The organism is Acidovorax sp. SUPP3434 (assembly GCF_030159015.1).
Lineage (GTDB): Bacteria > Pseudomonadota > Gammaproteobacteria > Burkholderiales > Burkholderiaceae_C > Paracidovorax.
This window is the reverse complement of record NZ_BQXL01000001.1, coordinates 643,567-667,624: the sequence shown is the minus strand read 5'-3', so window position 1 is coordinate 667,624 and position 24,058 is coordinate 643,567. Positions and strand designations below refer to the sequence as shown.

General features: G+C 65.8%; 22 protein-coding genes. 16 read left to right on the top strand and 6 right to left on the bottom strand.

Annotated elements, in window-relative coordinates:
• Window positions 1-8 precede the first annotated feature (8 nt).
• From AVKW3434_RS03000 to metC, 10 genes are read left to right on the top strand one after another with little or no spacing between them, the layout of a single operon-like run.
• A complete protein-coding gene (locus AVKW3434_RS03000; protein ID WP_502869029.1) occupies window positions 9-911 on the top strand; it encodes a transporter substrate-binding domain-containing protein in 903 nt (300 codons plus the stop codon).
• On the top strand, window positions 908-1,108 hold the full coding sequence (locus AVKW3434_RS02995) for a hypothetical protein (protein ID WP_284404249.1): 201 nt from the start codon (window positions 908-910) through the stop codon (window positions 1,106-1,108). The genes AVKW3434_RS03000 and AVKW3434_RS02995 overlap by 4 nt, the downstream gene beginning before the upstream one ends.
• A complete protein-coding gene (locus AVKW3434_RS02990; protein WP_284404247.1) occupies window positions 1,105-2,241 on the top strand; it encodes an Ldh family oxidoreductase in 1,137 nt (378 codons plus the stop codon). Before AVKW3434_RS02995 ends, AVKW3434_RS02990 begins: the two co-directional genes overlap by 4 nt.
• Window positions 2,234-3,682 carry an FAD-binding oxidoreductase gene (locus tag AVKW3434_RS02985; protein WP_284404246.1) on the top strand — a complete coding sequence of 483 codons (1,449 nt, stop codon included), beginning with the start codon at window positions 2,234-2,236 and terminating at the stop codon, window positions 3,680-3,682. Before AVKW3434_RS02990 ends, AVKW3434_RS02985 begins: the two co-directional genes overlap by 8 nt.
• On the top strand, window positions 3,679-4,941 hold the full coding sequence (locus AVKW3434_RS02980) for an aminotransferase class I/II-fold pyridoxal phosphate-dependent enzyme (RefSeq protein WP_284404243.1): 1,263 nt from the start codon (window positions 3,679-3,681) through the stop codon (window positions 4,939-4,941). Before AVKW3434_RS02985 ends, AVKW3434_RS02980 begins: the two co-directional genes overlap by 4 nt.
• The gene (locus AVKW3434_RS02975) at window positions 4,938-5,690 is read left to right on the top strand and encodes an amino acid ABC transporter permease (protein WP_284404241.1); all 753 of its coding nucleotides are present in this window, start codon (window positions 4,938-4,940) and stop codon (window positions 5,688-5,690) included. The genes AVKW3434_RS02980 and AVKW3434_RS02975 overlap by 4 nt, the downstream gene beginning before the upstream one ends.
• Window positions 5,680-6,501, top strand: coding sequence for an amino acid ABC transporter permease (locus tag AVKW3434_RS02970; protein WP_284404239.1), 822 nt, complete (start codon window positions 5,680-5,682; stop codon window positions 6,499-6,501). Before AVKW3434_RS02975 ends, AVKW3434_RS02970 begins: the two co-directional genes overlap by 11 nt.
• Window positions 6,488-7,348, top strand: a complete 861-nt coding sequence (locus AVKW3434_RS02965) for an amino acid ABC transporter ATP-binding protein (RefSeq protein WP_284404237.1) — start codon at window positions 6,488-6,490, stop codon at window positions 7,346-7,348. Before AVKW3434_RS02970 ends, AVKW3434_RS02965 begins: the two co-directional genes overlap by 14 nt.
• A 28-nt stretch (window positions 7,349-7,376) precedes the next feature.
• Window positions 7,377-8,006, top strand: coding sequence for a cysteine dioxygenase family protein (locus AVKW3434_RS02960; RefSeq protein WP_284404236.1), 630 nt, complete (start codon window positions 7,377-7,379; stop codon window positions 8,004-8,006).
• The gene (gene metC, locus AVKW3434_RS02955) at window positions 8,003-9,226 is read left to right on the top strand and encodes a cystathionine beta-lyase (RefSeq protein WP_284404235.1); all 1,224 of its coding nucleotides are present in this window, start codon (window positions 8,003-8,005) and stop codon (window positions 9,224-9,226) included. Before AVKW3434_RS02960 ends, metC begins: the two co-directional genes overlap by 4 nt.
• A 175-nt stretch (window positions 9,227-9,401) precedes the next feature.
• Here metC and AVKW3434_RS02950 read toward each other — a convergent pair whose 3' ends face one another.
• Window positions 9,402-11,624, bottom strand: coding sequence for a rhodanese-like domain-containing protein (locus AVKW3434_RS02950; RefSeq protein WP_284404233.1), 2,223 nt, complete (start codon window positions 11,622-11,624; stop codon window positions 9,402-9,404).
• 208 nt (window positions 11,625-11,832) lie between these two features.
• Between AVKW3434_RS02950 and AVKW3434_RS02945 the strand changes: the two genes are divergently transcribed.
• Window positions 11,833-12,852, top strand: coding sequence for a tripartite tricarboxylate transporter substrate binding protein (locus tag AVKW3434_RS02945; RefSeq protein WP_284404231.1), 1,020 nt, complete (start codon window positions 11,833-11,835; stop codon window positions 12,850-12,852).
• Between the two features lie 45 nt (window positions 12,853-12,897).
• Here the strand turns inward: AVKW3434_RS02945 and AVKW3434_RS02940 are convergent, their stop codons facing one another.
• Together AVKW3434_RS02940 and AVKW3434_RS02935 are read right to left on the bottom strand one after the other, a co-directional pair.
• Entirely contained in the window at window positions 12,898-14,199 is a 1,302-nt protein-coding gene (locus tag AVKW3434_RS02940; protein WP_284404229.1) for an MFS transporter, read from the bottom strand.
• Window positions 14,200-14,265: 66 nt separating this feature from the next.
• Window positions 14,266-14,721 (bottom strand): MarR family winged helix-turn-helix transcriptional regulator, encoded by a 456-nt coding sequence (locus AVKW3434_RS02935; RefSeq protein ID WP_284404227.1) that lies wholly within the window; start codon window positions 14,719-14,721, stop codon window positions 14,266-14,268.
• A gap of 50 nt (window positions 14,722-14,771) precedes the next feature.
• Here AVKW3434_RS02935 and AVKW3434_RS02930 point away from each other — a divergent pair, with 50 nt between their 5' ends.
• Together AVKW3434_RS02930 and gloA are read left to right on the top strand one after the other, a co-directional pair.
• Complete coding sequence (locus AVKW3434_RS02930) at window positions 14,772-15,323, top strand: PaaI family thioesterase (RefSeq protein WP_284404225.1); 552 nt, start codon at window positions 14,772-14,774, stop codon at window positions 15,321-15,323.
• Window positions 15,320-15,736 carry a lactoylglutathione lyase gene (gene gloA / locus AVKW3434_RS02925; RefSeq protein ID WP_284404223.1) on the top strand — a complete coding sequence of 139 codons (417 nt, stop codon included), beginning with the start codon at window positions 15,320-15,322 and terminating at the stop codon, window positions 15,734-15,736. Before AVKW3434_RS02930 ends, gloA begins: the two co-directional genes overlap by 4 nt.
• Before the next feature lie 176 nt (window positions 15,737-15,912).
• Here gloA and AVKW3434_RS02920 read toward each other — a convergent pair whose 3' ends face one another.
• Window positions 15,913-17,115 carry an MFS transporter gene (locus tag AVKW3434_RS02920; protein ID WP_284404222.1) on the bottom strand — a complete coding sequence of 401 codons (1,203 nt, stop codon included), beginning with the start codon at window positions 17,113-17,115 and terminating at the stop codon, window positions 15,913-15,915.
• Window positions 17,116-17,282: 167 nt separating this feature from the next.
• On the opposite strand from AVKW3434_RS02920, the gene AVKW3434_RS02915 reads away from it, so the two are divergent.
• The 3 genes from AVKW3434_RS02915 to AVKW3434_RS02905 all read left to right on the top strand — a co-directional run bounded on the left by AVKW3434_RS02915 (window position 17,283) and on the right by AVKW3434_RS02905 (window position 20,927).
• The gene (locus tag AVKW3434_RS02915) at window positions 17,283-18,161 is read left to right on the top strand and encodes a LysR family transcriptional regulator (RefSeq protein WP_502869018.1); all 879 of its coding nucleotides are present in this window, start codon (window positions 17,283-17,285) and stop codon (window positions 18,159-18,161) included.
• A 416-nt stretch (window positions 18,162-18,577) separates the two neighbouring features.
• On the top strand, window positions 18,578-19,618 hold the full coding sequence (locus AVKW3434_RS02910) for a hypothetical protein (RefSeq protein WP_284404219.1): 1,041 nt from the start codon (window positions 18,578-18,580) through the stop codon (window positions 19,616-19,618).
• The gene (locus AVKW3434_RS02905; RefSeq protein WP_284404217.1) at window positions 19,578-20,927 is read left to right on the top strand and encodes a hypothetical protein; all 1,350 of its coding nucleotides are present in this window, start codon (window positions 19,578-19,580) and stop codon (window positions 20,925-20,927) included. Before AVKW3434_RS02910 ends, AVKW3434_RS02905 begins: the two co-directional genes overlap by 41 nt.
• Window positions 20,928-21,536: 609 nt before the next feature.
• Here AVKW3434_RS02905 and eda read toward each other — a convergent pair.
• The gene (gene eda / locus AVKW3434_RS02900) at window positions 21,537-22,211 is read right to left on the bottom strand and encodes a bifunctional 4-hydroxy-2-oxoglutarate aldolase/2-dehydro-3-deoxy-phosphogluconate aldolase (RefSeq protein ID WP_284404603.1); all 675 of its coding nucleotides are present in this window, start codon (window positions 22,209-22,211) and stop codon (window positions 21,537-21,539) included.
• Window positions 22,208-24,016 carry a phosphogluconate dehydratase gene (gene edd, locus AVKW3434_RS02895; protein WP_284404215.1) on the bottom strand — a complete coding sequence of 603 codons (1,809 nt, stop codon included), beginning with the start codon at window positions 24,014-24,016 and terminating at the stop codon, window positions 22,208-22,210. The genes eda and edd overlap by 4 nt, the downstream gene beginning before the upstream one ends.
• Window positions 24,017-24,058: the final 42 nt, after the last annotated feature.

Genomic DNA, 24,058 nt, shown 5'->3' with positions numbered 1-24,058 from the left:
ATTCTCATATGTCCCGGTTATTCACCCTCCCCGCCCTGGCCTTGGCGATGGCCTTTTGCGCTCCCGCCGTGCATGCCGATGCCACATTGGACAAGATCAAACAGCGAGGCAAACTGTCGGTCGGCATCGATGGCGCCAGCCCGCCGTTCGGCAGGCTGGACCCCGCGACCGGCAAGACCGGCGGCTACCAGACAGAGCTTGCCACCGACATCGCCAGGCGCCTTGGCGTGGCCGTGGAAACCGTACCGGTCACCGCTTCCACGCGGGTGCAGTTCCTGCAGAGCGGCAAGGTGGACCTGCTGATTGCGAACATCCAGTGGACACAGGAGCGCAGCGAAATCCTGTCGTTTGCCCCGACGCCTTATGACCTCATCGGCGGTGCAGCCTTGGTGGCCAAGGCCAGTGGCATCACGAAGTGGGAGGACGTTCGCGGCAAAGTGGCCTGCGTTTCACAGGGCAGCAACTATGCCAAGCCTTTGGCAGACATCCACGGCGCCGTGGTCAAGGGATTGCGGGGCATTCCAGAGTCGCTGCTGGCGCTCAAAGGCGGTACGTGCGCCGCGTCGGTCCATATCCAGCCCGCGCTGTACGAGACACTGAATGGCCCCAATGGCGGCGAGTGGAAAGACTTTGCATTGGTGGGCTCGCAGGACCAGTTGATCCCCTCCCCCACCGTGGTCTGGACGCGCCGTGGCGAGGCCGACACCCAAGCCCTGGTGGACAAGGCGATAAAGGACTGGCACCGCTCCGGCTTTCTGCTGAAGGTGGCACGGGAAAACGGTGTGCCGGATGCCTGGATCGCCGAGCGCCACCAGCGTGCATTGAAGGGGCAGTTCGACCGTGCACCCTATGACTTCGCGGTCTATGCCGACACCCACGCTGCCAGCGGCACGGAGTCAAAGAAGCCATGAATACGGCTGTCTCGGCCTTGCGTTGCACAACGGCCGCGCGGGTCGATCTTTGCCTCTTGATCGCGCTCCCGGCGTCGGCCGACGCCACTCTGGACGGGATCAGGCAGGGCGGCAAACTGGTGGACAAGAAGAACGGCATGACTCCCACGCTCCTGCTCCGTCAGCTGCACGAAAAGTTCAAGAAGCTACCGGCATGAGCCCCGTGGAATCTCGCTTCACCGCCGACAGCCTGCGCACGCAGACAGCCGCCATTCTGCAGGCGTGGGGCATGCCGGAAGATGTGGCCCACATTACGGCCTCCTTGATGGTGGAGACCGATCTTTGGGGCGTGGAATCCCACGGTGTTTCCATGCTCCCGCAATATGACGCCATGCGCGCCCATGGCAGGCTGAAGCTGGCAGCCAAGCCGCGTGTACTCCGTGATGGGCCCGCCACCGCCCTACTGGACGGCGGCGCTTGCCTGGGCCATGCCGTATCGGCGCAAGCGATGCAATGGGCTGTCGACAAGGCCCGTGCCATCGGCATCGCATTGGTGGGCGTGCGCAACTCCCACCACTTCGGTGCTGCGGGCGTGTATGCGCGCATCGCGCAGCGCCAAGGCCTGATCGGTCTCGTCACCAGTTCGGCCCAGGGCATTTTGTTGGTACCTACCCGCGCCGCCGAACCCGTGCTGGGCACCAATCCCATCGCCTTTGCCGCACCCGTGCCTGAAAACTCGCGAAACCAGGCATTCGTACTGGACATCGCCACCACCACGGCCGCGGCCAATCGGGTCAAGGTGAAGGCCATGCGCGGCCAGCCCTTGCCATCCGGCTGGGTGGTGGATGGGCAAGGCATGCCCGTGACGGCGCCCCAGGCCGCACGCGCCCAGGTGTTCGATCTGCCCGATGGCGGCCTTACGCCGCTGGGCGGCAGCAGCGAAGGAGGCAGCCACAAGGGATATGGCCTTTCGCTCATGGCCCAGGTACTCGGTGGCACGCTCAACGGCGGTGCGTTTGCGCCGCTGCATCGGCGTGACCACGGTGTGGGTGATCCAGCCAATGTCGGCCACAGTTTCATCGCCATCGATCCCCGCTTCTTCGGTGAGCCCGGCGCGTTTCAGAACGACCTGGACGCCATCCTGGACGTGCTGCACGCCACGCGCCCTGCCGACCCTGCCCTTCCGGTGCTGGTTCCTGGCGATCCGGAAGCGGCCGAACAAGCCGATCGACAGCGCAACGGCATTCCATTGCCAGCCACGTTGGTGGAGCAGATCCGCGACATTGCCGCGCGTGCGGGCACCTCCGACCTGCTGCAGACGGCACCGACACGGAGGGCTGCACATGCGTGATTTTTTGAACGAGCTGCGCGATGCGCTGGAACCTGCGCACGTGCTCACCGATACCGATGCCACCGGGTACCTGACCGACCAGCACCGCCGCCTGACGGGCCGCGCGCTGGCCGTAGTGCGACCGGCCGACACGATGCAGGTGGCGCGGGTGGTGCGCCTTTGCCGCAAGTATCGCGCGCCCATCGTGCCCCAGGGGGGCAACACCGGGTTGATGGGAGCCGCCACGCCGGACGGCAGCGGCAGTGCCGTGGTGCTGTCGCTCACGCGGCTGAACCGCATCCGCGCCATCGACCGCGACAACGATACGCTGACCGTGGAGGCCGGGGCCGTATTGGCAGCGGTGCAGGAGGCCGCGCGGGAAGCTGGACGGCTCTTCCCATTGAGCCTTGGCTCGGAGGGCAGTTGCACCATCGGCGGCAATCTTTCCACCAACGCCGGTGGTACGCAGGTGCTTCGATACGGCAATATGCGCGAACTGGTGCTGGGCCTGGAGGTCGTCACGGCCGAGGGCGAAATCTGGAACGGCCTGCGCGGCCTGCGCAAGGACAACACCGGCTATGCGCTTCGCGATCTCTACGTGGGCAGCGAGGGCACGCTGGGCATCATCACCGCGGCAACGCTCAAGTTGTATCCGCTGCCGAAAGCCCGGCACACGGCGCTGCTGGCGTTCGGCTGCATTCGAGATGCAGTGGCGTTCCTGAGTGTGGCACGTGCCGGCTTCGGTGCCGGCCTGACGGCATTCGAACTCATGTCGGAAACCGCCCTGGGCCTGATCGCCCACCACGTGCCGGAGCAGCCCATTCCCCTCGCGCTCGAAGCCCCCTGGTTCGCACTGGTCGAGTTGTCGGACAGCGAGAGCGAACGGCACGCGCGCGAACGCTTCGAGGCCGTCGTGGGCCAGGCTTTCGAGGACGGACTGGTCAGCGACGCGGCCATTGCCGAAAGCCTGCCGCAGAGCGAAGCCCTTTGGCGCCTGCGCGACGAGGCACTGGGCAAGGCACAGAAACGCGATGGCGGCAACATCAAGCATGACGTGTCGGTGCCGATCTCTCGCATCCCCGAATTTCTGGCGACCACGGCCGCTGCATTGCAGTCGATTTTCCCTGGCGTGCGTCCGGTGGCCTTCGGCCACCTGGGCGATGGCAACCTGCACTACAACATTTCGCATCCGCTGAACGGCACGCCAGCAGCGCTTTTTGCCGAAGAAAGCGCCATTCATGAGGTGGTGCACGACAGCGTGCATGCCCATGGGGGTTCCATCAGCGCTGAACACGGAATCGGCCAGACCAAGCGCGACGTGTTACCCCGCTACAAGAGCAGCGTGGAGCTGGAGCTGATGCACCGCCTCAAGACCGCTTTCGATCCGCTCGGCCTGCTCAACCCCGGCAAGGTGCTGGCGTGCGCCGCGCCGGGCCAGCCCGAAGAAAGCCCTGCTCCATGACCAACAACCTGCGCCTTTCCCAACGTGTCCAGCGGGTCAAGCTGTCGCCCAACGCTGCCGCCAGCGCACGTGCAGCAGCGCTGGCGGCTCAGGGCCGCGATGTGGTTTCGCTCACCACCGGCGAACCCGACTTCGATACACCCGAGTTCATCAAGCAAGCGGCAGTCGCCGCCCTGGCACGAGGCGAAACCAAGTACACGCCCACCCAGGGCACGGCTGCTCTGCGCAACGCCATCAGCGCCAAGTACGCCAGCGAGAACGCGCTGGGTTACCCCGCCAGCCACATCATCGTGAGCAACGGTGGCAAACAGGTGATCTACAACGCCTTCGCTGCAACGCTCGATGCCGGTGACGAGGTCATCGTTCCCGCGCCGTACTGGCCTTCGTTCCCTGACATGGTGCGGGTCAACGATGGGCAGCCGGTTATCGTGCCCTGCGATATAGGCGTCGGCTTCAAGCTCACGGCGCGGGCGCTGGAGGCCGCCATCACGCCGCGAACGCGTTGGCTGGTACTGAACACGCCGGGAAACCCTTCGGGCGCGCTGTACGACGCCGCAGAACTCGGGGCCCTGGCCGAGGTGCTGCGCCGCCATCCGAACGTGCTGGTGCTGCTCGACGAACTATACGAACACATCTGGTTCACGCCCCAGCCTCCAGCGCATTGGCTGCAGGTCGCACCCGATCTGAAGGAACGCACGCTGCTGGTCAACGGTGCCTCCAAGACGTACGCGATGACCGGCTGGCGCATCGGATGGGGTGTAGGCCCCGCAGCCCTCGTACAGGCCATGGCGGTCATCCAGTCGCAAGCTTCTTCAGGCCCAAACTCGGTGGCCCAGGCGGCCGTCACGGCGGCGCTGGAGTCTCCGGACCAATCCTTCGTGGTTCAAGCGCGCGCAGCCTATGCGCGGCGTGCGCGGTTCGTCACGCAGGCCATCAACGCCGTGCCAGGCCTGTCGCTGCTGCTCCCTGGCGGCTCCTTCTTCGCCTTCGTCCATTGCGGTGGCCTCTTGGGGAGCGTGCGGCCCGACGGGCAAGTGATCCGCTCCGACACGGACCTGACGGAGTGGCTGCTCGAATCCGAAGGCGTGGCGGCGGTGGACGGTCCGTCCTATGGATTGGCGCCCTACTTCCGCATATCCACGGCGGCCAGCGATGCGGTGTTGAGGGATGCCACGGCACGTATCGCCCGGGCCGTCGCCGCCCTGCGCGCCGCCGAGACCGCTGGCAAGCCCGCGTCGCCAACCGAGGCCGTGCAATGAGCGACGGCAGCCTGCTCGTGCAGGGCGTGGAGGCGCTCAAAGGCGTCGGATTGAACTACGCGTTCGTGCTGGACGCCAGCGAACGCCAGGCCTTCCTTCGCGGCATGGGCGTGACGGTGCAACTGGCCCTGTTGACCATTCCCGGCAGCTTGGTGGCCGGCGTGGTGCTAGCGGCGGTCATGGCATCGGGGCAGGCATGGCTGGCCAGACCGGCGCGCGCATTCATCGAGGTGACGCGCAACACGCCCACCCTGGTGCAGCTCTATTGCGCTTTCCTGGTGCTCAACATGCTCATCACGCAGCAGTTGCGCGACTGGGGTGCGGGCAACAACCCACTCACGCCTTTCGTGTGGGTGGTCGTGGTGGTGTCGCTGCACAAGGGCGTTTTCCACGCCGAGGCCCTGCGCGCCGGTATCGAGGCCGTGCCTTCCACCACCTTGGAGGCCGCGCGGTCGCTGGGCTTCTCGCGGCGGCAACTGTTGGCGCGTGTCCAGTTGCCGCTGGCCGTGCGCTTCGCCCTGCCCTCACTGGTGAACAACCTCGTGGACTTGGTGAAGATGACGGCGGTGGCCTCCGCCATCGCGGTAGGCGATGTCACCTACGAGTCGATCATGATCTGGTCGCAGCGCGACAACGTTCTGGAGTTGCTGCTGTTGATCCTGCTCTGGTTCGGCCTGCTCACCTGGCTCGTGAGCCTGGCCGGCCGTTGGTTGGAACGTCATTGGAGGATGCCCGGCTATGGCCAATGAAGCAATCCTGCCCCGCGCCACCTCGGCGCCGTCCAGACCCACCGCCCTGCTGAGGACGGTGCGCAACCCTTGGCTGATCGCCACGCTGGCCGCCCTGGCGGTGGTTCTTGCGTGGAATGCCTCGGGCACGGCGCCGCCGGCCTTCGCCCACCTGTGGCGTTGGATGCCCGCGCTGCTGCGCGGCCTGTCGGTCAACATCGAGATCAGCGTGCTGGCCGTGGCCATCGGCACGGGCGTGGGCCTGGTGGTGGGAGCACTGTCGCTCTCGCCGCGGCATGGCATCCGCGTCGTCATGCGCTGCTACGTGCAGGCGTTCCGCAACGCACCCATCCTGGTGCTCATCTATTTCACGACCTACGTTTTCCCCTTCGAAGTGCATCTGGTTTCTTGGACGTTTCCGTTTCCCGACAGCATCAAGGTGGTGCTGGGACTGGCCTTGCCGACGAGTGCCAACGTGGCGGAGATCTTTCGGGGCGCCATCCAGTCCATCCCCAGCGCGCAATGGGAAGCCGCGCAGTCCCTGGCCATGCGCCGCAGCCAGATCTTCCGCTGGGTGGTGCTGCCGCAATGCGCGCGCCGCATGTTGCCGCCATGGATGAACCTGTACGCAAGCATCACCATGAGTACCTCGCTGGCATCGCTGGTGGGTGTGCACGACGTCGTGGACACCGCGCAGATCGCCAGCAATACCGTGGCTCGAACGGACTTCACCATCCTCGTTTACTTCACGTTGCTGGTCCTGTTCTTCGCCTATTGCTACCCCATCGCCCGCGCCACCCGCGCCCTGGAACGACGCCATGAACGCCACTGACGCTTTTCTCTCCACCCTCCCCGCTGCCGCGCCCCAGGCAGCACCGCTGGTGCGCCTGAAGGACGTGCACCTGTCCTTTGGTGACAACGAGGTGCTCAAGGGCATCGACGTGCAGGTGCGCCGCGGAGAGGCCGTGTCCATCATCGGTCCATCGGGTTCGGGCAAGTCCACCATCCTGCGCTGCATCACCGGCCTGCTCCGGCCCCAGCGCGGCGAGATCGTGGTGGGCGACACCCATGTGGACACGCTCAGGACCGAGGCCGAACTGATCGCCCTGCGCAAGCGAGTGGGCTTCGTGTTCCAGCAATACAACCTGTTTCCCCATCTCACGGTGCTGGAGAACCTGGTGATTGCCCCCACCCGCGTGGTCGGCCGCGACCGCGCCACCGCGGTGCAGGAAGCCCGCGGCCTGCTGCAGAAGGTGCGCCTGGCGCACAAGGAGACCGCGTATCCCGGCGAGCTGTCCGGCGGCCAGCAGCAGCGGGTGGCCATCGCGCGGGCATTGGCGATGCGGCCGGAGCTGATCCTGTTCGACGAGGTGACTTCCGCACTCGACCCCGAAACCGTGGGCGAGGTGCTGACCGTGATCCGCGATCTGGTGCGTGAGGGCATGACCTGCGTGCTGGTCACCCACGAAATGCGCTTCGCCGAAGAAGTGAGTGACCAGGTCTATTTCACCGAAGCCGGCCGCATCGTGGAGCACGGACCTGCCGCACGGATCTTCGGCGACCCGCGCAGCGATCGCACGCGCGAGTTCCTCCAGCGCGCCCTGGGCGAAGGAGTGCGTGCACGCCCGGCGCCCCCCACTCTCACCCTGCCATTCAACCAGCTGCGGTTCGCCCTCTGAACCAGCGGCTCACCCCACGGAAACGACCATGAGCACATCCAATCCCACCCCGATCGCGGCGCAACGCCGGCAGGCCGTCGATGCCACGCTGGCCGACGTGCGCCATCTCACGGCGCAGGGTACGCCCGACCGTGCCACGCTGGCCGCCATCACCGCCCGGCTGGAAGCGCTGGCTTCCCACAAGGCGTTGTTCAGCCGCGCCGACTTTCCTCCACCTGCCGACACCCATGGCGTGGGCGCCTCCACGCGCTACCGCCTCAACCCGGAGGATGGCGATGCCGGCCTGGCGCTGTACCTGAACTCCATCAATCCCGGGAAGACCACCGCGCCCCATGACCACACGACCTGGGCGGTGATCGTGGCCGTGCAGGGCCAGGAAGTGAACCGCCTGTACGAACGCACCGACGACCGCAGCGACCCCGCGCGCGCGCAAATCCACCTCGCTGGCGAATTCACGGTGCAGCCCGGCGCCTCCATTGCCTTCCTGCCCGACGACATCCACAGCATTGCCGTGGTGGGTACCGAGCCGACCCTGCATTTCCACCTCTACGGCCGGCCGCTGGAGACGCTCACGGGCCGCGTCGCCATCGACCCGGAAACCGGCGAGGTGAAGAACTACAACGCCGCTTATTTCTGCCCGAGCGAGGCCGTCCTATGAGCGGCGCGAAGGACATCCGCGAGCTGGGTGCCGCCACCCGACTTCTGCATGCAGGCGCCCCGCCGCTGCGCGGCGGGTCCGGGCCGGTGAACGTGCCCGTGGTGCGTACCAGTACCGTGCGCTTCGAGAACGCCGCTGCCCATGCCGACCACCACCGTCGCCGTGCGGCCGGCGAGCGCCTGGCCTCGTACGGCCGGCACGGGATGGACACCCACCGCGCGCTGGAAGACGCCGTGACCGCGCTGGAAGGCGGGCACCGGGCGTTCCTCGCGCCATCGGGCCTGGCTGCAATCACCTTGGTACTGGTGGCCCTGCTGTCCCCGGGCGACCATGCGCTGGTGTCAGACAGCGTGTACTCGCCCGTGCGGCGCGTCGATGCCACGCTGCTGCAGCGCCTGGGTATCACCCTGGAGTATTTCTCACCTTCAAAAAACGACTGGGCCGCCAAGATCCGGCGGGAAACCAGGCTCGTCTATGTGGAGTCGCCCAGTTCCCTGCTCTACGAAGTGCTGGACCTGCCCGCCCTGTCGGCCGTGGCACGGCAGCATGGCATTCCCATAGCCACCGACAACACCTGGAGCGGCGGCTGGTTCTACCAGCCCTTGAAACTCGGTGCCAACCTCTCCATCCAGGCCGCCACCAAGTACATCGCGGGGCATTCCGACGTCATGCAGGGGGTTGTCGTCACCGACTCTCCCGAGTGGACAGAGAAGATCTCCACGGCCTATGAAGCGCTGGGCCTCACCATCGGTGCGGACGATGCCTACCTGGCGCTGCGCGGCGTGCGCACCTTGCCCGTGCGCCTGGCACAGCACCAGCGCCATGCCACGCAGGTGGCGCAATGGCTGGAGACACACCCCCAGGTGAGCCGCGTCTTCTACCCCGCATTGCCTTCCCACCCCGGCCATGCGCTCTGGAAGCGCGACTTCAGCGGGGCCAGCGGCCTGGTGTCGGTCGCTTTCGAGGATGGCGTGGAGGCACGCGCGGCCGATACGTTCGTGGATGCACTGCACCACTTCGGCATCGGCGCATCCTGGGGCGGCTATGAGAGCCTGGCCTTGGTGGCGTCGCCCGAGCGGCTGAGGGAGCACAGCGTTTGGACGGGCACGCAGCCCGTGGTGCGCTTGCACATCGGGCTGGAAGATCCGGCAGACCTGATCGCGGACCTGGACCAGGCTTTCGCCCGTGTGGCCGCGCGCGATCGCCTGGCCGCCGCGTGATCTGGCGCCCCTGGCCCTGGCGGGCTTCGTCGACGGATCGATGATGCGATGAGAGCCGGCAGCCGGCTTGCTCCTCCGCCCTTGCCACGCCGCACGGCCGGCGGAGCCAAGGGTCTAATGCCGACACGGCGAGCGCATCCGACCCCGCCCTTGCCGCGCGGGCGGGCGGGCCGGCTCAAGCAGTGGTGTCCGCTGGCAGCAGGCGGATGCCGGTTGCGCCTTCGCGCTCCAGTTGGGCCACCAAGCCGAGTTCCCATTCCAGATACGCGTTGAAGCCGTCGTCACGCCGTTGGAGGTCGCTGTGTGCGTAGGGGCTGTACCAGTGGTCGTCGTCCCCGGTCAGCACGCCGGCGTCGCCCTGCGCCACGCCCAGGCCCGCGGCCGCCCAGGCGCGCGTGCCTCCCGCCAGGGCGCGCACATCACGCCCGGTGCGTGCCGCCAGTTCGGCGGCGACGGTGCGGGCCAATACACCGTCGGGTGAGGTGAGCACCACGGTGCTCGCCTGCGGCAGATCCACCACGAAGGCGGCGAGGCGGTCGGGCACCGCAAACCGTGCGCCTTCGATGTGCTGCCGTTCGAACGCCGCTCGGCGGTCCACGTCGAACAACACGGCATTGCCGGCGCGTGCCAGCGCATCCGCTTGCTGTGGCGACACCAGGGCGACCGCAGCATGAGACGACAGCACCCGCACCGGCTCGCTGCCCGTTGCCAGGGTCGGTAACGCGGGCGGCGTGAACACGGACACCTCGTAGCCACCCAGTTGGGCCAGCCAGGCGCCGGTGGTCAGGGCGCGCACACCGTCCCAGTCGGCCAGCACGATGCGGGCGCGTCGCGTGGCGGCGTACTCGTCCGTGGCCTGCACCAGTTGTCCCCCTGGCGCCCAGCGCCAGCCTTCGAGATGTCCGCCCTCGTACTCCTCGCGGGTGCGTACATCGAAGCGGTAGAGCGTGCGCTCTTGCGCCTCGGCCTCGAAGCGCGACAGTTCGGCTTCGCCGATGCGCTGCACGCCGGCCCGCTGCGCCACGGCGGCGGCGCGCTCTCGCGCGGCGGCCAGCGTGGCGGGAGCGGGTTCGGGAAAATCGGCGCCACGCCCGTGCGCCAGCGTGCGGCCCGTCAACAGCCAATCCATGGTGCCATTGCGCAGCGAGGCCACGCGATTGGGAATGCCCGCATCGATCAGCGTCTGCGCGCCAACGATGCTGCGCGTGCGGCCGGCGCAGTTCACCACCACGAAGGTTTCAGGATCGGGCGCGATCTCGCCGATGCGGTACACCAGTTCGGCACCTGGCAGACTGCGCGCGAACGGCAGGCTGAAGGCCGCGAACTCCTCCGGCGTGCGGCTGTCCACCACCACGATGTTGTCGCCACGCTCCACGCGTGCCTGCAGGTCGTCGGAGCTGATCCACGGCGTCTGCTTTTCATGCTCGATGACTTCACCGAACGCCTTGCTGGGCACGTTGGTGCCGCTGAAAATCTCGAAGCCCGCTGCGGCCCAGCCGTCGGTGCCTCCGGCCAGGACGGAAACGTTGCGCCATCCCAGGCGCACGAGCTTGGCGGCGGCCTCGTGCGACAAGGTTTCGTCGCCATCCACCAGCACGATGCGCGTGCTTGGGCGCGGCACGAGCCGGTCGATGAGCAACTCCAGCCGCCACAGGGGCGCCGATGCGGCAAACAGGAGATGGCGGTGGGAGAACACCCCGGTTTCCCGCACGTCGAGCACGGCGATCTCGTCGCCGTCCGACAGAGCGGCTTTCAGGTCCTGCGGCGTGACCGTGGGGTGTCGGATGGATTTGGGTGGACCGAAGGTTCGATAGGTGCCGCCCGCGTGGCTCTCGAACACCACACGCTCGGGCATGCGGTCCAGCGCTCGGCCGTAGAAGTGCAGGTGCAGGCCAGGTTCGTCGCCCACGAGTTCGATGGTGTGCACGTCGGTGGGCGACAGCACCACCGACACGCCCGGCACCACGTCCACCGTGCGCTCCAGGGTGAGGGCATCGCGCGCGGCGTCGGCCGTGGCATCCCGCCGATAGAACGCATTGCGCTCGTTGCCCGACACGCCCGCGATCAGGGCCCAGGTGGTGTGGTCGTGCGGAGGCTGGGCCTTGCCGGGCAAGCCGGCAGACACATACAGCGCATACCGGCCGCCCAGCTCTTCGCTCAGCCGGTAAACCTGCGCGGGGTTGTCGGGCGACACCGGGAAGTGGGCCGATGGAAACAGGTCGCGCTGCAGTCCGAGGTGTTCCAGCGCTGCGGCCACTGCGCGCAATTGGTCCGGCGTGGCATTGCCGGGGTCGGGCACCAGGCGGCGTGCCGTGGCGATGAAGCCACTCACTGCGGCAGCACGGCGGCTTGCAACGTCGCTGCCGCTGAAATCGAGGGAAACGTGGGTCTGGGTCATGGGTGATCTCCGGGAAAGACAGGGCACACCGTACGCACCGGCAGCCTGCGCGCCAACGAACGAATCCGGCTATCCATATGCATGCATCGGGCTGGGGCGCGCCGGGCACGCAAACCCTCTATCGATATCCAGAAACCTTCGTTGGGGCTGCGGGGCGCGATGCCTAGGCTCGGGGCATTCCCAGCTTTCCTCCCGCCATTGCATCGCCATGTCCAGACACCGACGAACGCTTTTCAGCGCCGCCACCGCAGCGCTCGCGCTGGCCGCCATCCCTGCCGCCATCTTTCTCTATTCCGCCCGATCGCATGCCGCGCCGGACGCGGCGGCCGGGTTTCCCGCCAAGCCCGTGCGCATCGTCGTGCCCGTGGCACCCGGCGGCAGCGCCGACAAACTCACCCGCACCCTGGCCGACAAGCTGGGCACCCTTTGGGGGCAGAGCGTGATCGTGGAGAACGTGGCGGGAGCCAGCGGCACCATCGGTGCGGGGCGGGTGGCCAAGGCGGCACCCGATGGATACACGCTGCTGCAGCAGGGCGAGGGCCTCACGCTCAACGCGCTGCTGTTCCACGATCTGCCTTACGACACGCAAAGGAGTTTCGTGCCGGTCATCAAGGCCGTGGTGAATCCGCAGATCCTGGTGGTGAACCCCGCCACGGGAATCCACAGCCTTGCCGAGTACCTGGCCCGAGCCAGGGCGCAGCCCGACAGCATCAGCCTGGGGCTGCCGGGCAATGGCGGCATCGCCCATGTGGCGCACGAGATCCTCTCGCAGGAGACGGGCGCCAAGGTCAACTACATTCCCTACCCGGGCGGCGGCCCGGCGACGCTGGACGTGCTGGCGGGGCACACCAACGCCACGCTCATCATGCTGGCCGCGGTGACCGACCACGTGCGCGCGGGCAAGCTGCGCGCATTGGCCGTGACGACCAGCTACCGGTCCCCCGCATTGCCCGAGGTGCCGACCGTGGCAGAAGCGGGCGGCCCCCCGGGGTTCTCGGTGGAAAGCTGGCAGGGGTACTTCGTGCCGGCCGGCACGCCGCCGGCCATCGTGGCCAAGATCAACCGCGATATCCAGACGGTGCTGCGGGCGCCGGAAGTCCGGGCCCAACTGGAGGCACAAGGCTTCAAGGTGGCCGGTGGCTCCCCAGGCGACCTCGCCGCCAGCTTGCAGGCCGAACAGCCGCGCTACGCGCAGGCCATCAGGACTGCCGGCGTTGCACTGCGCTGAGCCGCGGCGGCATGCGCGCCGCCAGCGGCCTGGGCATCGCGGCACTCAGGCCGGCCGTGCCCCGGGCTGTGCCGCGCGATGGGGCCGCTGGATCAGCAGCACCAGCCCTGCCGCCACCAGGCACGCGGCGCCCGCTGCATACAGGGCCGGCGAGTAGGTGAGCAGCAGCGTGCGCGTGAGGCCGGCGCCCCAGGCCGCCACGGCGGCGCCGATCTGGTGGGCTGCAAAGACCCATCCGAAGACGAGTCCGACCTTTTGCGGGCCGAAGGTGGCGCCGGCCAGCTTGACGGTGGGAGGCACCGTGGCAATCCAGTCCAGGCCGTAGAACATGGCGAACAGGCCCAGCCCGTAGAAGGTGAATTCGGAATGCGGCAGCCAGAACAGCGACAGGCCACGCAGGCCGTAGTACCAGAACAGCAGCTTGCGGTTGTCGTACCGATCGGAAAGCAAGCCCGATAAAACCGTGCCGACGAAATCGAAGGCACCCATCATCGCCAGCACCGATGCGGCGGGCACGGCGCCCATGCCGTTGTCGGCGCACAGCGAAATGAAGTGGGTCTGCAGGAGCCCGTTGGTGGACAAGCCGCAGATGAAGAAGGTGGCGAACAGTATCCAGAACGTGCCGCTGCGCGATGCTTCGGCCAGCGCCCTGAACGGCGTGGCGAAGTTCATCGCCATGGCGGGCGGCGGTGGCGTTGCCGCTGCTGCCGGCGCCGGTTCGGCATAGGGGGCCAGACCCAGGTCCGAGGGGCGGTTGCGCACGAAGGCGAGCGCCAGAACGCCCACCACCGCGCAGGCGATGAAGATCGGCGCGATGGCGGAGCGCCAACCCCAGTGCTCGATCATCCAGGCCGCGAAGGGCAGGAAAGCCAGTTGCCCCGTGGCGGCGCTGGCCGTCAGCAGCCCGACGACCAGGCCGCGCCGTGCGAGGAACCAGCGGTTGGCCACCACGGCGCCGAGGACCAGCGCCGTGAGGCCGGTGCCCAGGCCCAGCAGCAGGCTCCAGAGAACGAACAACTGCCACAACTGGCTGGCCAGCGTGACCAGTGCCATGCCGGTGCCGACCAGGGCAAGGCCCACGCACATCACCGCCCGCAGGCCCCAACGCTCCATCAGTACGGCGGCGAACGGCCCCATCAAGCCGAACAGCGCAAAGCGCAGTGCCAGCGCCGTCGAAATCTGGTCCGTCGTCCAGCCGAACTCCCTGGACAGCGGCTGCAGCATGGCGCCCGGCAGGCCCAGCGCGGCTGACATCGTCAGCATGGTCAGGAAAGTGATGCCGGCCACCAGCCAGCCGTAGTGGATGCCATGGCGCTGCAGCCAGCGGGCGGCGGATCGGGACAGCATGGGTGGGCCTTTGGGTGAAGAAGATGTGGGGAGAAGAAGCGGGGAAGGCCGTGCGGGCGAAACCGATCAGGGCTGCAGGCCAGCGGCCGCGCCGGCATCCAGCAGGCGCACCGTTTCGTCCAGCAGGTCGTGCAGCGCGGCCACGTGCGCCATGCCGAGCCGCTCGTTCAGCGCCTCCTGGGCCACGCGCCAATGGCGCTGGGCCTCCAGGCGCTTGGCGTGGCCGCCGTCGGTGAGCTGCACGCTGCGGCTGCGCGCATCTTCGCCGGCCATGGCCTCCACCCAACCGGCCTCCTGCAGCGGCCGGAGGTTGCGGGTGAGCGTGGACGCATCCATGCGCATGGCGCGCGCCAGATCGCCCAGCCGAACGGGGCCCAGGCTCTGGATGTGCGAGAGCAGCGAATACTGCGTGGTCTTCAGCCCGGTCTTGCCGACCTCGGTGTCGTAGTGCTGCGTGACCAGGCGGGTGACCTGGCGCAGCTTGAGGTTCGTACAGCCTCGTGGCTTCTGGTGTGCGTTCATGGCATATGATTGTATCTACAACAATTGCAGATGCAATCGAAGGAGATGCCATGTCGAAGGATGAAGCCCTGGCGCAGTGGCTGGCGCAGGAACAGGCGGTGATGGAGCGCCTGCACGCCGGGCCGGGTGCTGGCGTTGCAACCCCCGCGCAGGTGGCCGGCAAGAGCGGGCTGGAGGTCATGCAGTCCATGCTGGCGGGCCACCTGCCCTACCCGCCCATCGCGCAGACGCTGGACTTTCTGCTCATCGAGGCGGGCGATGGTTCGGCCGTCTTCCAGGGCACGCCGGGCGCGGCGCACCTCAACCCCATGGGTACCGTGCATGGCGGCTGGTTCGCCACCCTGCTCGACTCGGCCCTGGGCTGTGCGGTGCACACGCGCATGCCGCCAGGGCGCGGCTACACGACCGCCGAGTTGAGCGTGAACATCGTCAAGGCCCTCACACCCAAGGTGCCGCGCGTTCGCGCCGAAGGCCGCGTGATCCACTGCGGCCGCCAGCTGGCCACTGCCGACGCCCGGCTGCTGGGCCCGGACGGCACCCTCTATGCCCACGCCACGACGACGTGCCTGGTCTTCGAGTTGCCGGCACAATCGCGGGCATGAGATTCCTCCACACGATGCTGCGCGTTGGCAACCTCCAGCGCTCGATTGATTTCTATACCAAGGTCCTGGGCATGCAACTGCTGCGCCAGTCCGAGAACCCCGAGTACAAATACTCGCTGGCCTTTCTGGGCTTCGACGGCGGCAACCCCGGCCAGGCCGAGATCGAGCTGACCTACAACTGGGGCACCGAAAGCTACGACCTGGGCACGGCCTACGGCCACATCGCCCTGGGTGTGCCGGACGCCTATGCGGCCTGCGAAAAGATCAAGGCCGCCGGCGGCAACGTCACGCGCGAGGCGGGCCCGGTCAAGGGCGGCACGACGGTGATCGCATTCGTCACCGACCCCGATGGCTACAAGATCGAACTGATCGAACGCAAGAACGACGTGGGCGCGGGAAACGGCTTGCGCTGATGGCGGGTCAATCGCTATATTTTTGATAGCGAAATGCCTTAGTGAAACATGCGCTGGGCACCGATTTGACCTGAATCGAAAAACGACCGAGCGGGCGGGCGGCTTGATCCGCTTTCTTGGCCCATCGGCCCCTGCCCGCCCGTCCGCGCGGGCAGGCCTGGCTTTGGCTCCAACGGCTAAGCCTGTCCCTTGCGGGCCAACCGTGCCACCCACGGGCATGCCGCCACGGCCGCCACGGCCACCACCGCGCCAGCCAGCGCCACGCTGCCCACACCCCAGAGCGAAATGCTGGCGCCCCCCAGCATGGCGCCCAGCGCAATCCCGCCATTGGCCGCCGACACGTTGACCGTCCCGGCCAGCGCCTGCGCATCCGGCGCCGACTTCATCACCCGCAGCTGGCAGATCGGATAGAGCGCCGTGTTGGCCACGCCCCAGACCGCCAGCGCGGCGACCAACCCAATAGGCTGCCGCGCCAACCACACGACCGCCACCATGCCCACCGCCAGCATCGCGCTGAACGCGGCCGTCGTCGCCAGGGGCCTGCGATCCACCCACAGGCCGCCCAGCCAGTTGCCGATCAAACCCACCGCGCCAAAGCCCATCAGCCACCAGCCCACCTGCGATGACGGCACCTGCGCCACCTGCTCCAGCAGCTCGGCCAGATAGGTATAGCCGGTGAACATCGCGGTGAACACCACCACGGACAGCACCGCATTGGCAATGAACGCCGGATGGCGCAGCAGGCGTGCCTGCGCCGCCAAGCCCACGCGCTGGCCGGCTTTCATGCGGGGCATGCCCACCTGAAGGAGCGCGGCCACAGACAGCGACAGGGCCGCCAGGATCCAGAAGGCAGCGCGCCACCCCACCGCATCGCCGGCCAGGGTGCCCAGCGGAATGCCGAACAGCATGGCGCCCGAGATGCCCAGGTAGACCGTCGACACCGCCCTCCCCGCCCGCTGCGGCCCGGCCAGTTGCGCGGCGGTCTCGCTGGCCGTGCCCCAGAACACGGGCAAGGCCAGGGCCGGCACGATGCGCGCGATCGCCAAAACCCAGAGATTGGGCGCCATCGCCGCGACAGCATTCGACACGGCAAAAAGCACCAGCACCGCCACGAACAGGCGCTTGCGCTCGATGTGGCCCAGCCACGCCGTCAGCGCCGGCCCGCACAGCATCACCACCACGGCAAAGAGCGTCACCAACTGGCCGGCCGTGGAAACGGACACGCCCAGGTCCCGGGCCAATGCCGGCAGCAACCCCACCATCAGGAATTCGGTGGTGACAATCACGAACGCGGCCACCGCCAGGACGACGATGGACGATGCCCCGGCTTTCGTGCCGGTGGGTTCGGTGGTGAGGGGTTCTGTGGCGAGCGTGGGCATAGGAATGGGAATGGGCAAAGCCTTCTTCTGGCTGATCCACCAGCTTATTCAATCCAGGGTTTCTTCTGTTGGATGCTTTTTCCTGATTCAATGGAGAAAAATTCTGCAATCGACCCTCGGAGTGCCCCGCCATCGTGAACAGCTCGGAACGCCTCAAAGGCATTGACGTGTTTGTCGCCGTCGCCGCCGCCGGCAGCTTCGCGGCCGCGGCAGACCGGCTGAACCTCACCGGTTCCGCCGTCGGAAAATCCATCGCACGGCTGGAAGCGCGGCTGAGCACCCGGCTGTTCGAGCGCACCACCCGCCAGCTGCAGTTGACCGACGCCGGCACCGCCTTCCACCGGGTCTGCCTGCGCGTGCTGGAAGACATCGAATCGGCCGAACGCGTGCTGGCATCCGACACCGCCGAGCCATCCGGCCGCCTGCGCGTGGACGTGCCCGCCACCTTCGGTCGCCGCCAGGTTATGGCCTGGCTCATGGCCTTTGCGGCGGATCACCCCGCGGTGCAATTGCACGTCTCGTTCACCGACCGCTTCGTGGACGTGGTGGATGACGGCATCGACGTCGCCGTGCGCATCGGCGGCGCCGACACCTGGCCCGCCAACCTGGGGCACCGGTTCCTCGGCAAGGAGCGCCTGATCTTCTGCGCCTCACCCGCCTATCTGCAGCGCAAGGGCGTGCCCGCCACGCTGGAAGACCTGCTGTCCTCGCACGACGCGATCACCTACGGCCGCGCGGACGGAACGGCCAGCCCCTGGCTCATTTCCCAGGGAGCCGGCCCGACCGAGCGGCGCGCGGTGGACAGCCGCATCGTCGTGGGCGATGGGGAGGCGCAACTCGACTCCGTGGTGGCGGGCCTGGGTGTCGCGCAACTGGCGACCTGGCTGGCGGGGGATGCGCTGCGTGCGGGGCAGCTGGTGCCGATCCTGCCGGAATACGATCTGGAGGGGTTACCGCTGCACATCGTCTGGCCGCGCAGCAAACGGCTGCTGCCGAAGGTGGATAGTTTGTTGGGCCACTTGGCGGAGCATTTGTGCGTGCGTTGAGGTGGAATTCACGCGGGGGAGCGGTCTCGAGCAATACGAGGGGTTAAGCCCACTACCGCTTTTCAGCTTTGACGTGTGGGTGTCGGCTGTGCATCGGTTACGGTCGCACGCCGATGTGCGCCCAATTCACGGTTTGGGGTTCAACTGCGGCCACTACGCCACCTTGACCTGAAAAAGCGCGAACGATGGCAGTGGGGCGGACCGAGCCCCAAAGCGTGAGCTTGGGAAGCCGCGTCACGAGCTGTAGTTGCGTCCTGTGAGCACATGACGCGATCCGCGCCTGTCACGTTGGCAACGTCGATGGATTGACTCCTCGTCAGACTATTGATGACGCGCAGCGTCGCGATAAAGATGTGAAGCGGGCCAAACTGCGATACTAGGCAAGATTGTGCAAAGTTTCTTAGGCCGAACTTCCAATGCCCATAGTCACCAAGTCACTACGCGAATACCTTCAAGGCAATCTGGTCGATTTCGCCGAGCGATGCGAGATGCAGAATTTCGCTTCGCCCCAAGTTTTGACGTCTCTCGTAGTCACGCTAGCAGACCTACGTGAAGAGGGTGTTGTCCTTATACCGGAGATATTTCTTTGTGATTCTCTTGATGAAACACTGAAGCTTTTGCCAGTCAAAGAGGTATTGCAAATAGGAAGACAGAAGGAACCATCGAAAGCGATTGCTGAAGCCGTCAAGAAATGCTCCCCTTTGGCGATCGGCGGGTGGTGCATTTATGTAGCAAGAGGTCTGGATGATTATATGTTCGGCGTCTTTCGCGGTTCGCTTGGCCCCCTAAGCATTCCCGTAGAGCAAACATTATTCACCGAACCTCGAAAAACAATAAACCTTGTTCGATTGCTAAGAACGGCATCAGGATGTATTGAGATTCGCAACCATAGAGGGGACGTCTATAGCATGCTCCTCAGTGATCGCCCCGCCACATCGCCACTGCCTCATGCAAATGCGAAGGACTTGGTTTCCCAAATCTGCTCTAAGGTCAGCGAAGATATTAGAGAGTCTACGACGACCTATTTGGAAAAGACGGTCAGGCTGGCACTCAATGCATGCCATGGCGCGATTGTTGTTGCGCTCAAAAGCTCCAAAGTGCCCTCTTTCTTGGCTGATGGAGTTGTATTGCAACAACCAATTGACGTGAGTGATGCAGTTCGAAAACTACGAAACGGTGACGCCGAGGCGGAGCATGTGTTGAACGCAAACGCAGCACTAATCAAGGGCATGATCTCCTCTGATGGGATTACTGTATTTGACAGTTCCGCGCGGTTGATTGCATACAATTGCTTCATTGCGTCGCCAAATAAGGTGGCCGGAAAGGTCGTAATCGGCGGTGCGCGCACGCGCGCTTTTGAAGCTCTTGCTTCGAAGGTTGGAAAGCAATTGGCCTGCGTTTTTATGCAATCGCAGGATGGCTGGACAAGATTTGATGGGGGTAACAATGTCGAATAAATCAGTGGCACTCTGGTCCGCCAAAGACACGCTGGCCTTGCCGGCTACGGCTACGACCCCTTCGGCAATAATTGAATACGCCTCGCAGCTTAGTCAAAAGGACAGAAATCAGATTGTCAGTGGCTTTAACTCGGGAAGCTACGAGATGACCATGAATTTCGTCTGGACAAAGGCGATGGCAGCTCTTAAACGAGACCTTGCCAAAGTGGGGATGCGCTTCTTGGGGGAAATCCTCGGCAAAGGTGACTTTGACGAGAGCACGAACCCTACAGCAGCAATTTCACATTCTGAAGCGATCATGCTCGCACAAGAATTTGGCGTAGTTTCCTCTACTGAGGCCATGCGACTGCGTCACTCGTTCGAACAGATATCGCATTTCGTGGACATGGAAGGCAACGATGCCGACCCTGAGGATGCAATGGAGCCTGCCGAGGCGATTCAAGCGCTAAAAGCCTGTGTCAAGAATATTCTCGGGAAACAGAAGGTTGAGGTATCAACTCAATTTGCAGAATTTAGGTCGTCCCTAGAAAGGCAGGTATTCAAGTCGGATTCGAATGACATACAAAATCTTCTGATTTCGCCCTATTTCTTTAGGAAGATCACGTTAGAGATTTTGTTGAATTTGGCGCATTCAAGCAAGGGCGCGCAGTTGGAGAATGCCCTGGCTAATCTGAATGTTGTGCTGCCACTAATATGGCCGACTCTGCACGAGAATGAGAAGTGGCGCATCGGAACTTCGTACTCGTCTGCATATAGCTCCGGCGCTCAGGTAGCTTCAGCAGGACTGAAAAGTGCGTTGTTGAAGGTGCAGGGCTTTGATTTTGTCCCTGAGAACGTGCGCTCGCATACGTTCCTTAAGGCGGCTGAAAAGCTAATTGAGGCTCACGAGGGCCTTAACAATTTCTATAATGAACCAGGCCCGGTTAAAGAACTAAGAGCGCTTGGCACGACGATTCCTATCCCCGCATTCCCCGTTTGCGCGACAGCGGTGTTGTGTGTGTATTTGGGAAATCCTTACGGAATCTGCAATGCCGCACAGTCAGATGCCTCGGCTGTTTTGAATGGGTTCACCGGAGATCGTTGGGAGTATTATTTCAATGAGTGCCTTCCGAGCGATGCAAGGATGCTTGATAAGCTCTCCTACGAAAAACCGAAGGCCCGACTTATGCGCCTTGTTCAAGAGTTTAATCTGTCTAGGCTGAATTTTAGTGTGAAGGCGAAAAGGCTTATTGACGCAGCGGTTGCGAATAGTTCCGAAAAGATAGCAGGTGCAGTGAATCAACTGCGCACTGACTATTACGGCAAGTAGCAATGGAAGCAATCAATCTAGGCGTTTGATTGCTTAACCTGTTCAGCGCTTGGATGAACGTACGTGCTCGCGAGGGGGCAAGAAGCGGGATAGGTTTCTCTGCATCGCAACGGACGTTATACAGCGGTCGTTACTCCAGTTTTTCGAATTGGTAACGAGCATTGGACTCCCGTCGCCCGCTCCACATCTCTGATCGCGACGCTGCGAGTCATCAACAGTCTGACGAGGAACCAACCCATTGACATTGCCAGCGTCGATCGCTTGGCGGCGTTACGGGCGCGGTTCGCGTCATATGCTCGCAGAGGACGCAACCACAACTCGTGACGCGGCTTCCCAAGCTCACGCCGTCGTCACTCGACGTGCACGTCGGCCAATGTCCGGTGGCGGCGACTGCCATCAGTCGCGCGGCCTAGCCTAACCCGCTGCACCCAGCCTAAACCAGTTAGTCAGAAGCCGTGGCAATTGCTAGCTCCCGGCCGGTCGCTGTAGTGGTAGTAGCAATTGTTTGCCAGATAAGGGGGTGCCAAGGCGATCAAAAACAACCGCAAACCACCGACTGTTTGGCACAGCGGCCAGCACTCACCCATCAGCGCCAGCAGCCCCTTCGACTCAAACCTTCGCGCGCAGCGCCACGGCCCCCCGCGCCAACTCGGTCACCCTCGCCCAATCCCCTTGCGCCAGCGCATCCCCTGGCACCAGCCACGACCCGCCCACGCAGGCCACATTCCCCAGCGCCAGAAACTCCGCCGCATTGCCCGGCTGGATCCCGCCCGTGGGGCAGAAGACCACATCGCCGAACGGCCCCTGCCACGCCTTGAGCATGGACAGGCCACCGGCCTGAACGGCGGGGAAGAACTTCAGCGCGTGGAAGCCTTCTTCCTGCGCCATCATGATCTCGCTGCCCGTTGCCACGCCGGGCAGCAGCGGCAGCCCCAGGTCGCGGCAGGCGCGGCCGACCGCGGGGGTGAAGCCCGGGCTCACCGCGAAGCGGGCCCCGGCGCGGGCGGCGGCCTGGGCGTCGGCCGCGCTGCGCACGGTGCCGGCGCCGACCACCGCTTCGGGCACGTCGCGGGCGATGGCTTCCATGCAGGCCAGGGCCTGCGGGGTGCGCAGCGTCACCTCCAGCATGCGGATGCCGCCAGCCACCAGGGCGCGGGCCATGGGCACGGCGTGGGCCACATCGTTCAGCACGATGACCGGAATGACCGGCGCGTCGCGCATGACCTGCACGGCGGTGAAGGCCGCGTTGCCGTGGTTCTGTTGGTTGGTGTCGTCGTCGTTCACAGCCACGAGCAGGCTCCCTCTTCTGCGCTGAGCGCGTTGCGCCGGAATCCGGCAAACAGTTCACGGCCCCAGCCGTGGGCGTTGTCTTCGGCCTGTGCGGGCGGCAGCACGGCGGGCGTGCGGGCCTGCCAGGTGGCGGCATCGACCAGCACGTCGAGCGTGCCTTCCACGGCGTCCAGCCGGATGACGTCGCCGTCCTGCACCCGCGCCAGCGCGCCGCCGGCGTTGGCTTCGGGCGAGACGTGGATGGCGGCGGGCACCTTGCCCGATGCGCCGCTCATGCGGCCATCGGTCACCAGCGCCACGCGGTAGCCCTTGCCTTGCAGCACGGCCAGGGGTGGGGTCAGCTTGTGCAGCTCGGGCATGCCGTTGGCCTGCGGCCCTTGCCAACGCACCACGCAGATCACGTCGCGGTCCAACTGCCCGGCCTGGAAGGCGGCCTGCAGTTCGGCCTGCGAGCCGAACACGGCGGCGGGCGCCTCGACCACGTGGCGGTCTTCCGGCACGGCAGAGACCTTGATCACGCTGCGCCCCAGGTTGCCCTGCAGCAGCTTGAGGCCGCCGGTGGCGCTGAACGGCGCGGTGGCCGGGCGCAGCACGCCGTCGTCGCCGCTGGCGCCGATGTCGGTCCAGCCCAGGCGCCCTTCGGCGTCGCCATGGGGCAGCCGGGTGTATTCGCGGATGCCGCCGGGCCGCACGGTGAGCACGTCTTCGTGCATCAGGCCGGCATCGAGCAGTTCGCGCAGCACGTAGCCCGGGCCGCCCGCGGTCTGGAACTGGTTCACGTCGGCGCTGCCGTTGGGGTACACGCGGGCCAGCAGCGGCACGGCGTGCGACAGCGCGGCGAAGTCGTCCCAGTCGATGACGATGCCGGCCGCACGCGCCACGGCCACCCAGTGGATGAGGTGGTTGGTGGAGCCGCCCGTGGCGAGCAAGGCACACATGGCGTTGACGATGGCGCGCTCGTCGATGACCTTGCCGATGGGCGGGCACGCGAGACCGAGCACGGTGCGTGCGGCCTCGCGGGTCAACTCCTGCCGCAGCACCTGGCCGGGGTTGATGAAGGCGGTGCCGGGCACGTGCAGGCCCATGGCTTCCAGCAGCATCTGGTTGCTGTTGGCGGTGCCGTAGAACGTGCAGGTGCCTTCGCTGTGGTAGGCGGCGGATTCGGCGGCCAGCAGTTCGGCGCGGCCCACCAGGCCTTGCGCGGCCTGCTCGCGCACCTTGGCCTTGGCGTTGTTCGACAGGCCGGAGGTCATGGGCCCGGCCGGCACGAAGACGGTGGGCAGGTGGCCGAACTGCAGCGCGCCGATGAGCAGGCCGGGCACGATCTTGTCGCACACGCCCAGCATGAGCGCAGCGTCGAACACGTCATGGCTCAGGGACACCGCCGTGGCCATGGCGATCACGTCGCGGCTGAACAGGCTCAGCTCCATGCCGGGCGTGCCCTGCGTGACGCCGTCGCACATGGCGGGCACCCCGCCGGCGACCTGCGCGGTAGCGCCGTGCTTTCGGACTTCGTCCTTGATCAGATCGGGGTAGTGCTTCAGCGGCGCGTGGGCCGAGAGCATGTCGTTGTAGGCATTGACGATGCCGACGTTGGGTGCCTTCTGGGCCACCACGCGCAGCTTGTCGTTGCCGGGCATGCCGGCGAAGGCATGCGCCACGTTGGCGCAACCCAGTCGGTCGGCGCCGCGGTCGCGGTGGGCATGGGCTTCGAGCTGGGCAAGGTAGGCGGCGCGGGTGGGCGCGCTGCGCTCGCGGATGCGCCGGGTAACGGCTTCAACGATGTCGTGGATGGGCATGCTGGCGGGTGTTGGCAACGGGCTGGCGGAGCGCCCATGGTA

Bases quoted from the DNA above. Each gene is read 5' to 3' on its own strand.
- AVKW3434_RS02975 (WP_284404241.1), top strand. From the start codon at position 4,938: ATGAGCGACGGCAGCCTGCTCGTGCAGGGCGTGGAGGCGCTCAAAGGC.
- AVKW3434_RS02990 (WP_284404247.1), top strand. From the start codon at position 1,105: ATGAGCCCCGTGGAATCTCGCTTCACCGCCGACAGCCTGCGCACGCAG.
- AVKW3434_RS02970 (WP_284404239.1), top strand. From the start codon at position 5,680: ATGGCCAATGAAGCAATCCTGCCCCGCGCCACCTCGGCGCCGTCCAGA.
- AVKW3434_RS02940 (WP_284404229.1), bottom strand. From the start codon at position 14,199: ATGCTGTCCCGATCCGCCGCCCGCTGGCTGCAGCGCCATGGCATCCAC.
- AVKW3434_RS02995 (WP_284404249.1), top strand. From the start codon at position 908: ATGAATACGGCTGTCTCGGCCTTGCGTTGCACAACGGCCGCGCGGGTC.
- AVKW3434_RS02935 (WP_284404227.1), bottom strand. From the start codon at position 14,721: ATGAACGCACACCAGAAGCCACGAGGCTGTACGAACCTCAAGCTGCGC.
- AVKW3434_RS02920 (WP_284404222.1), bottom strand. From the start codon at position 17,115: ATGCCCACGCTCGCCACAGAACCCCTCACCACCGAACCCACCGGCACG.
- edd (WP_284404215.1), bottom strand. From the start codon at position 24,016: ATGCCCATCCACGACATCGTTGAAGCCGTTACCCGGCGCATCCGCGAG.
- AVKW3434_RS02910 (WP_284404219.1), top strand. From the start codon at position 18,578: ATGCCCATAGTCACCAAGTCACTACGCGAATACCTTCAAGGCAATCTG.
- AVKW3434_RS02985 (WP_284404246.1), top strand. From the start codon at position 2,234: ATGCGTGATTTTTTGAACGAGCTGCGCGATGCGCTGGAACCTGCGCAC.
- AVKW3434_RS02930 (WP_284404225.1), top strand. From the start codon at position 14,772: ATGTCGAAGGATGAAGCCCTGGCGCAGTGGCTGGCGCAGGAACAGGCG.
- AVKW3434_RS02950 (WP_284404233.1), bottom strand. From the start codon at position 11,624: ATGACCCAGACCCACGTTTCCCTCGATTTCAGCGGCAGCGACGTTGCA.
- AVKW3434_RS02960 (WP_284404236.1), top strand. From the start codon at position 7,377: ATGAGCACATCCAATCCCACCCCGATCGCGGCGCAACGCCGGCAGGCC.
- AVKW3434_RS03000 (WP_502869029.1), top strand. From the start codon at position 9: ATGTCCCGGTTATTCACCCTCCCCGCCCTGGCCTTGGCGATGGCCTTT.
- metC (WP_284404235.1), top strand. From the start codon at position 8,003: ATGAGCGGCGCGAAGGACATCCGCGAGCTGGGTGCCGCCACCCGACTT.
- AVKW3434_RS02945 (WP_284404231.1), top strand. From the start codon at position 11,833: ATGTCCAGACACCGACGAACGCTTTTCAGCGCCGCCACCGCAGCGCTC.
- AVKW3434_RS02905 (WP_284404217.1), top strand. From the start codon at position 19,578: ATGGCTGGACAAGATTTGATGGGGGTAACAATGTCGAATAAATCAGTG.
- AVKW3434_RS02965 (WP_284404237.1), top strand. From the start codon at position 6,488: ATGAACGCCACTGACGCTTTTCTCTCCACCCTCCCCGCTGCCGCGCCC.
- gloA (WP_284404223.1), top strand. From the start codon at position 15,320: ATGAGATTCCTCCACACGATGCTGCGCGTTGGCAACCTCCAGCGCTCG.
- AVKW3434_RS02980 (WP_284404243.1), top strand. From the start codon at position 3,679: ATGACCAACAACCTGCGCCTTTCCCAACGTGTCCAGCGGGTCAAGCTG.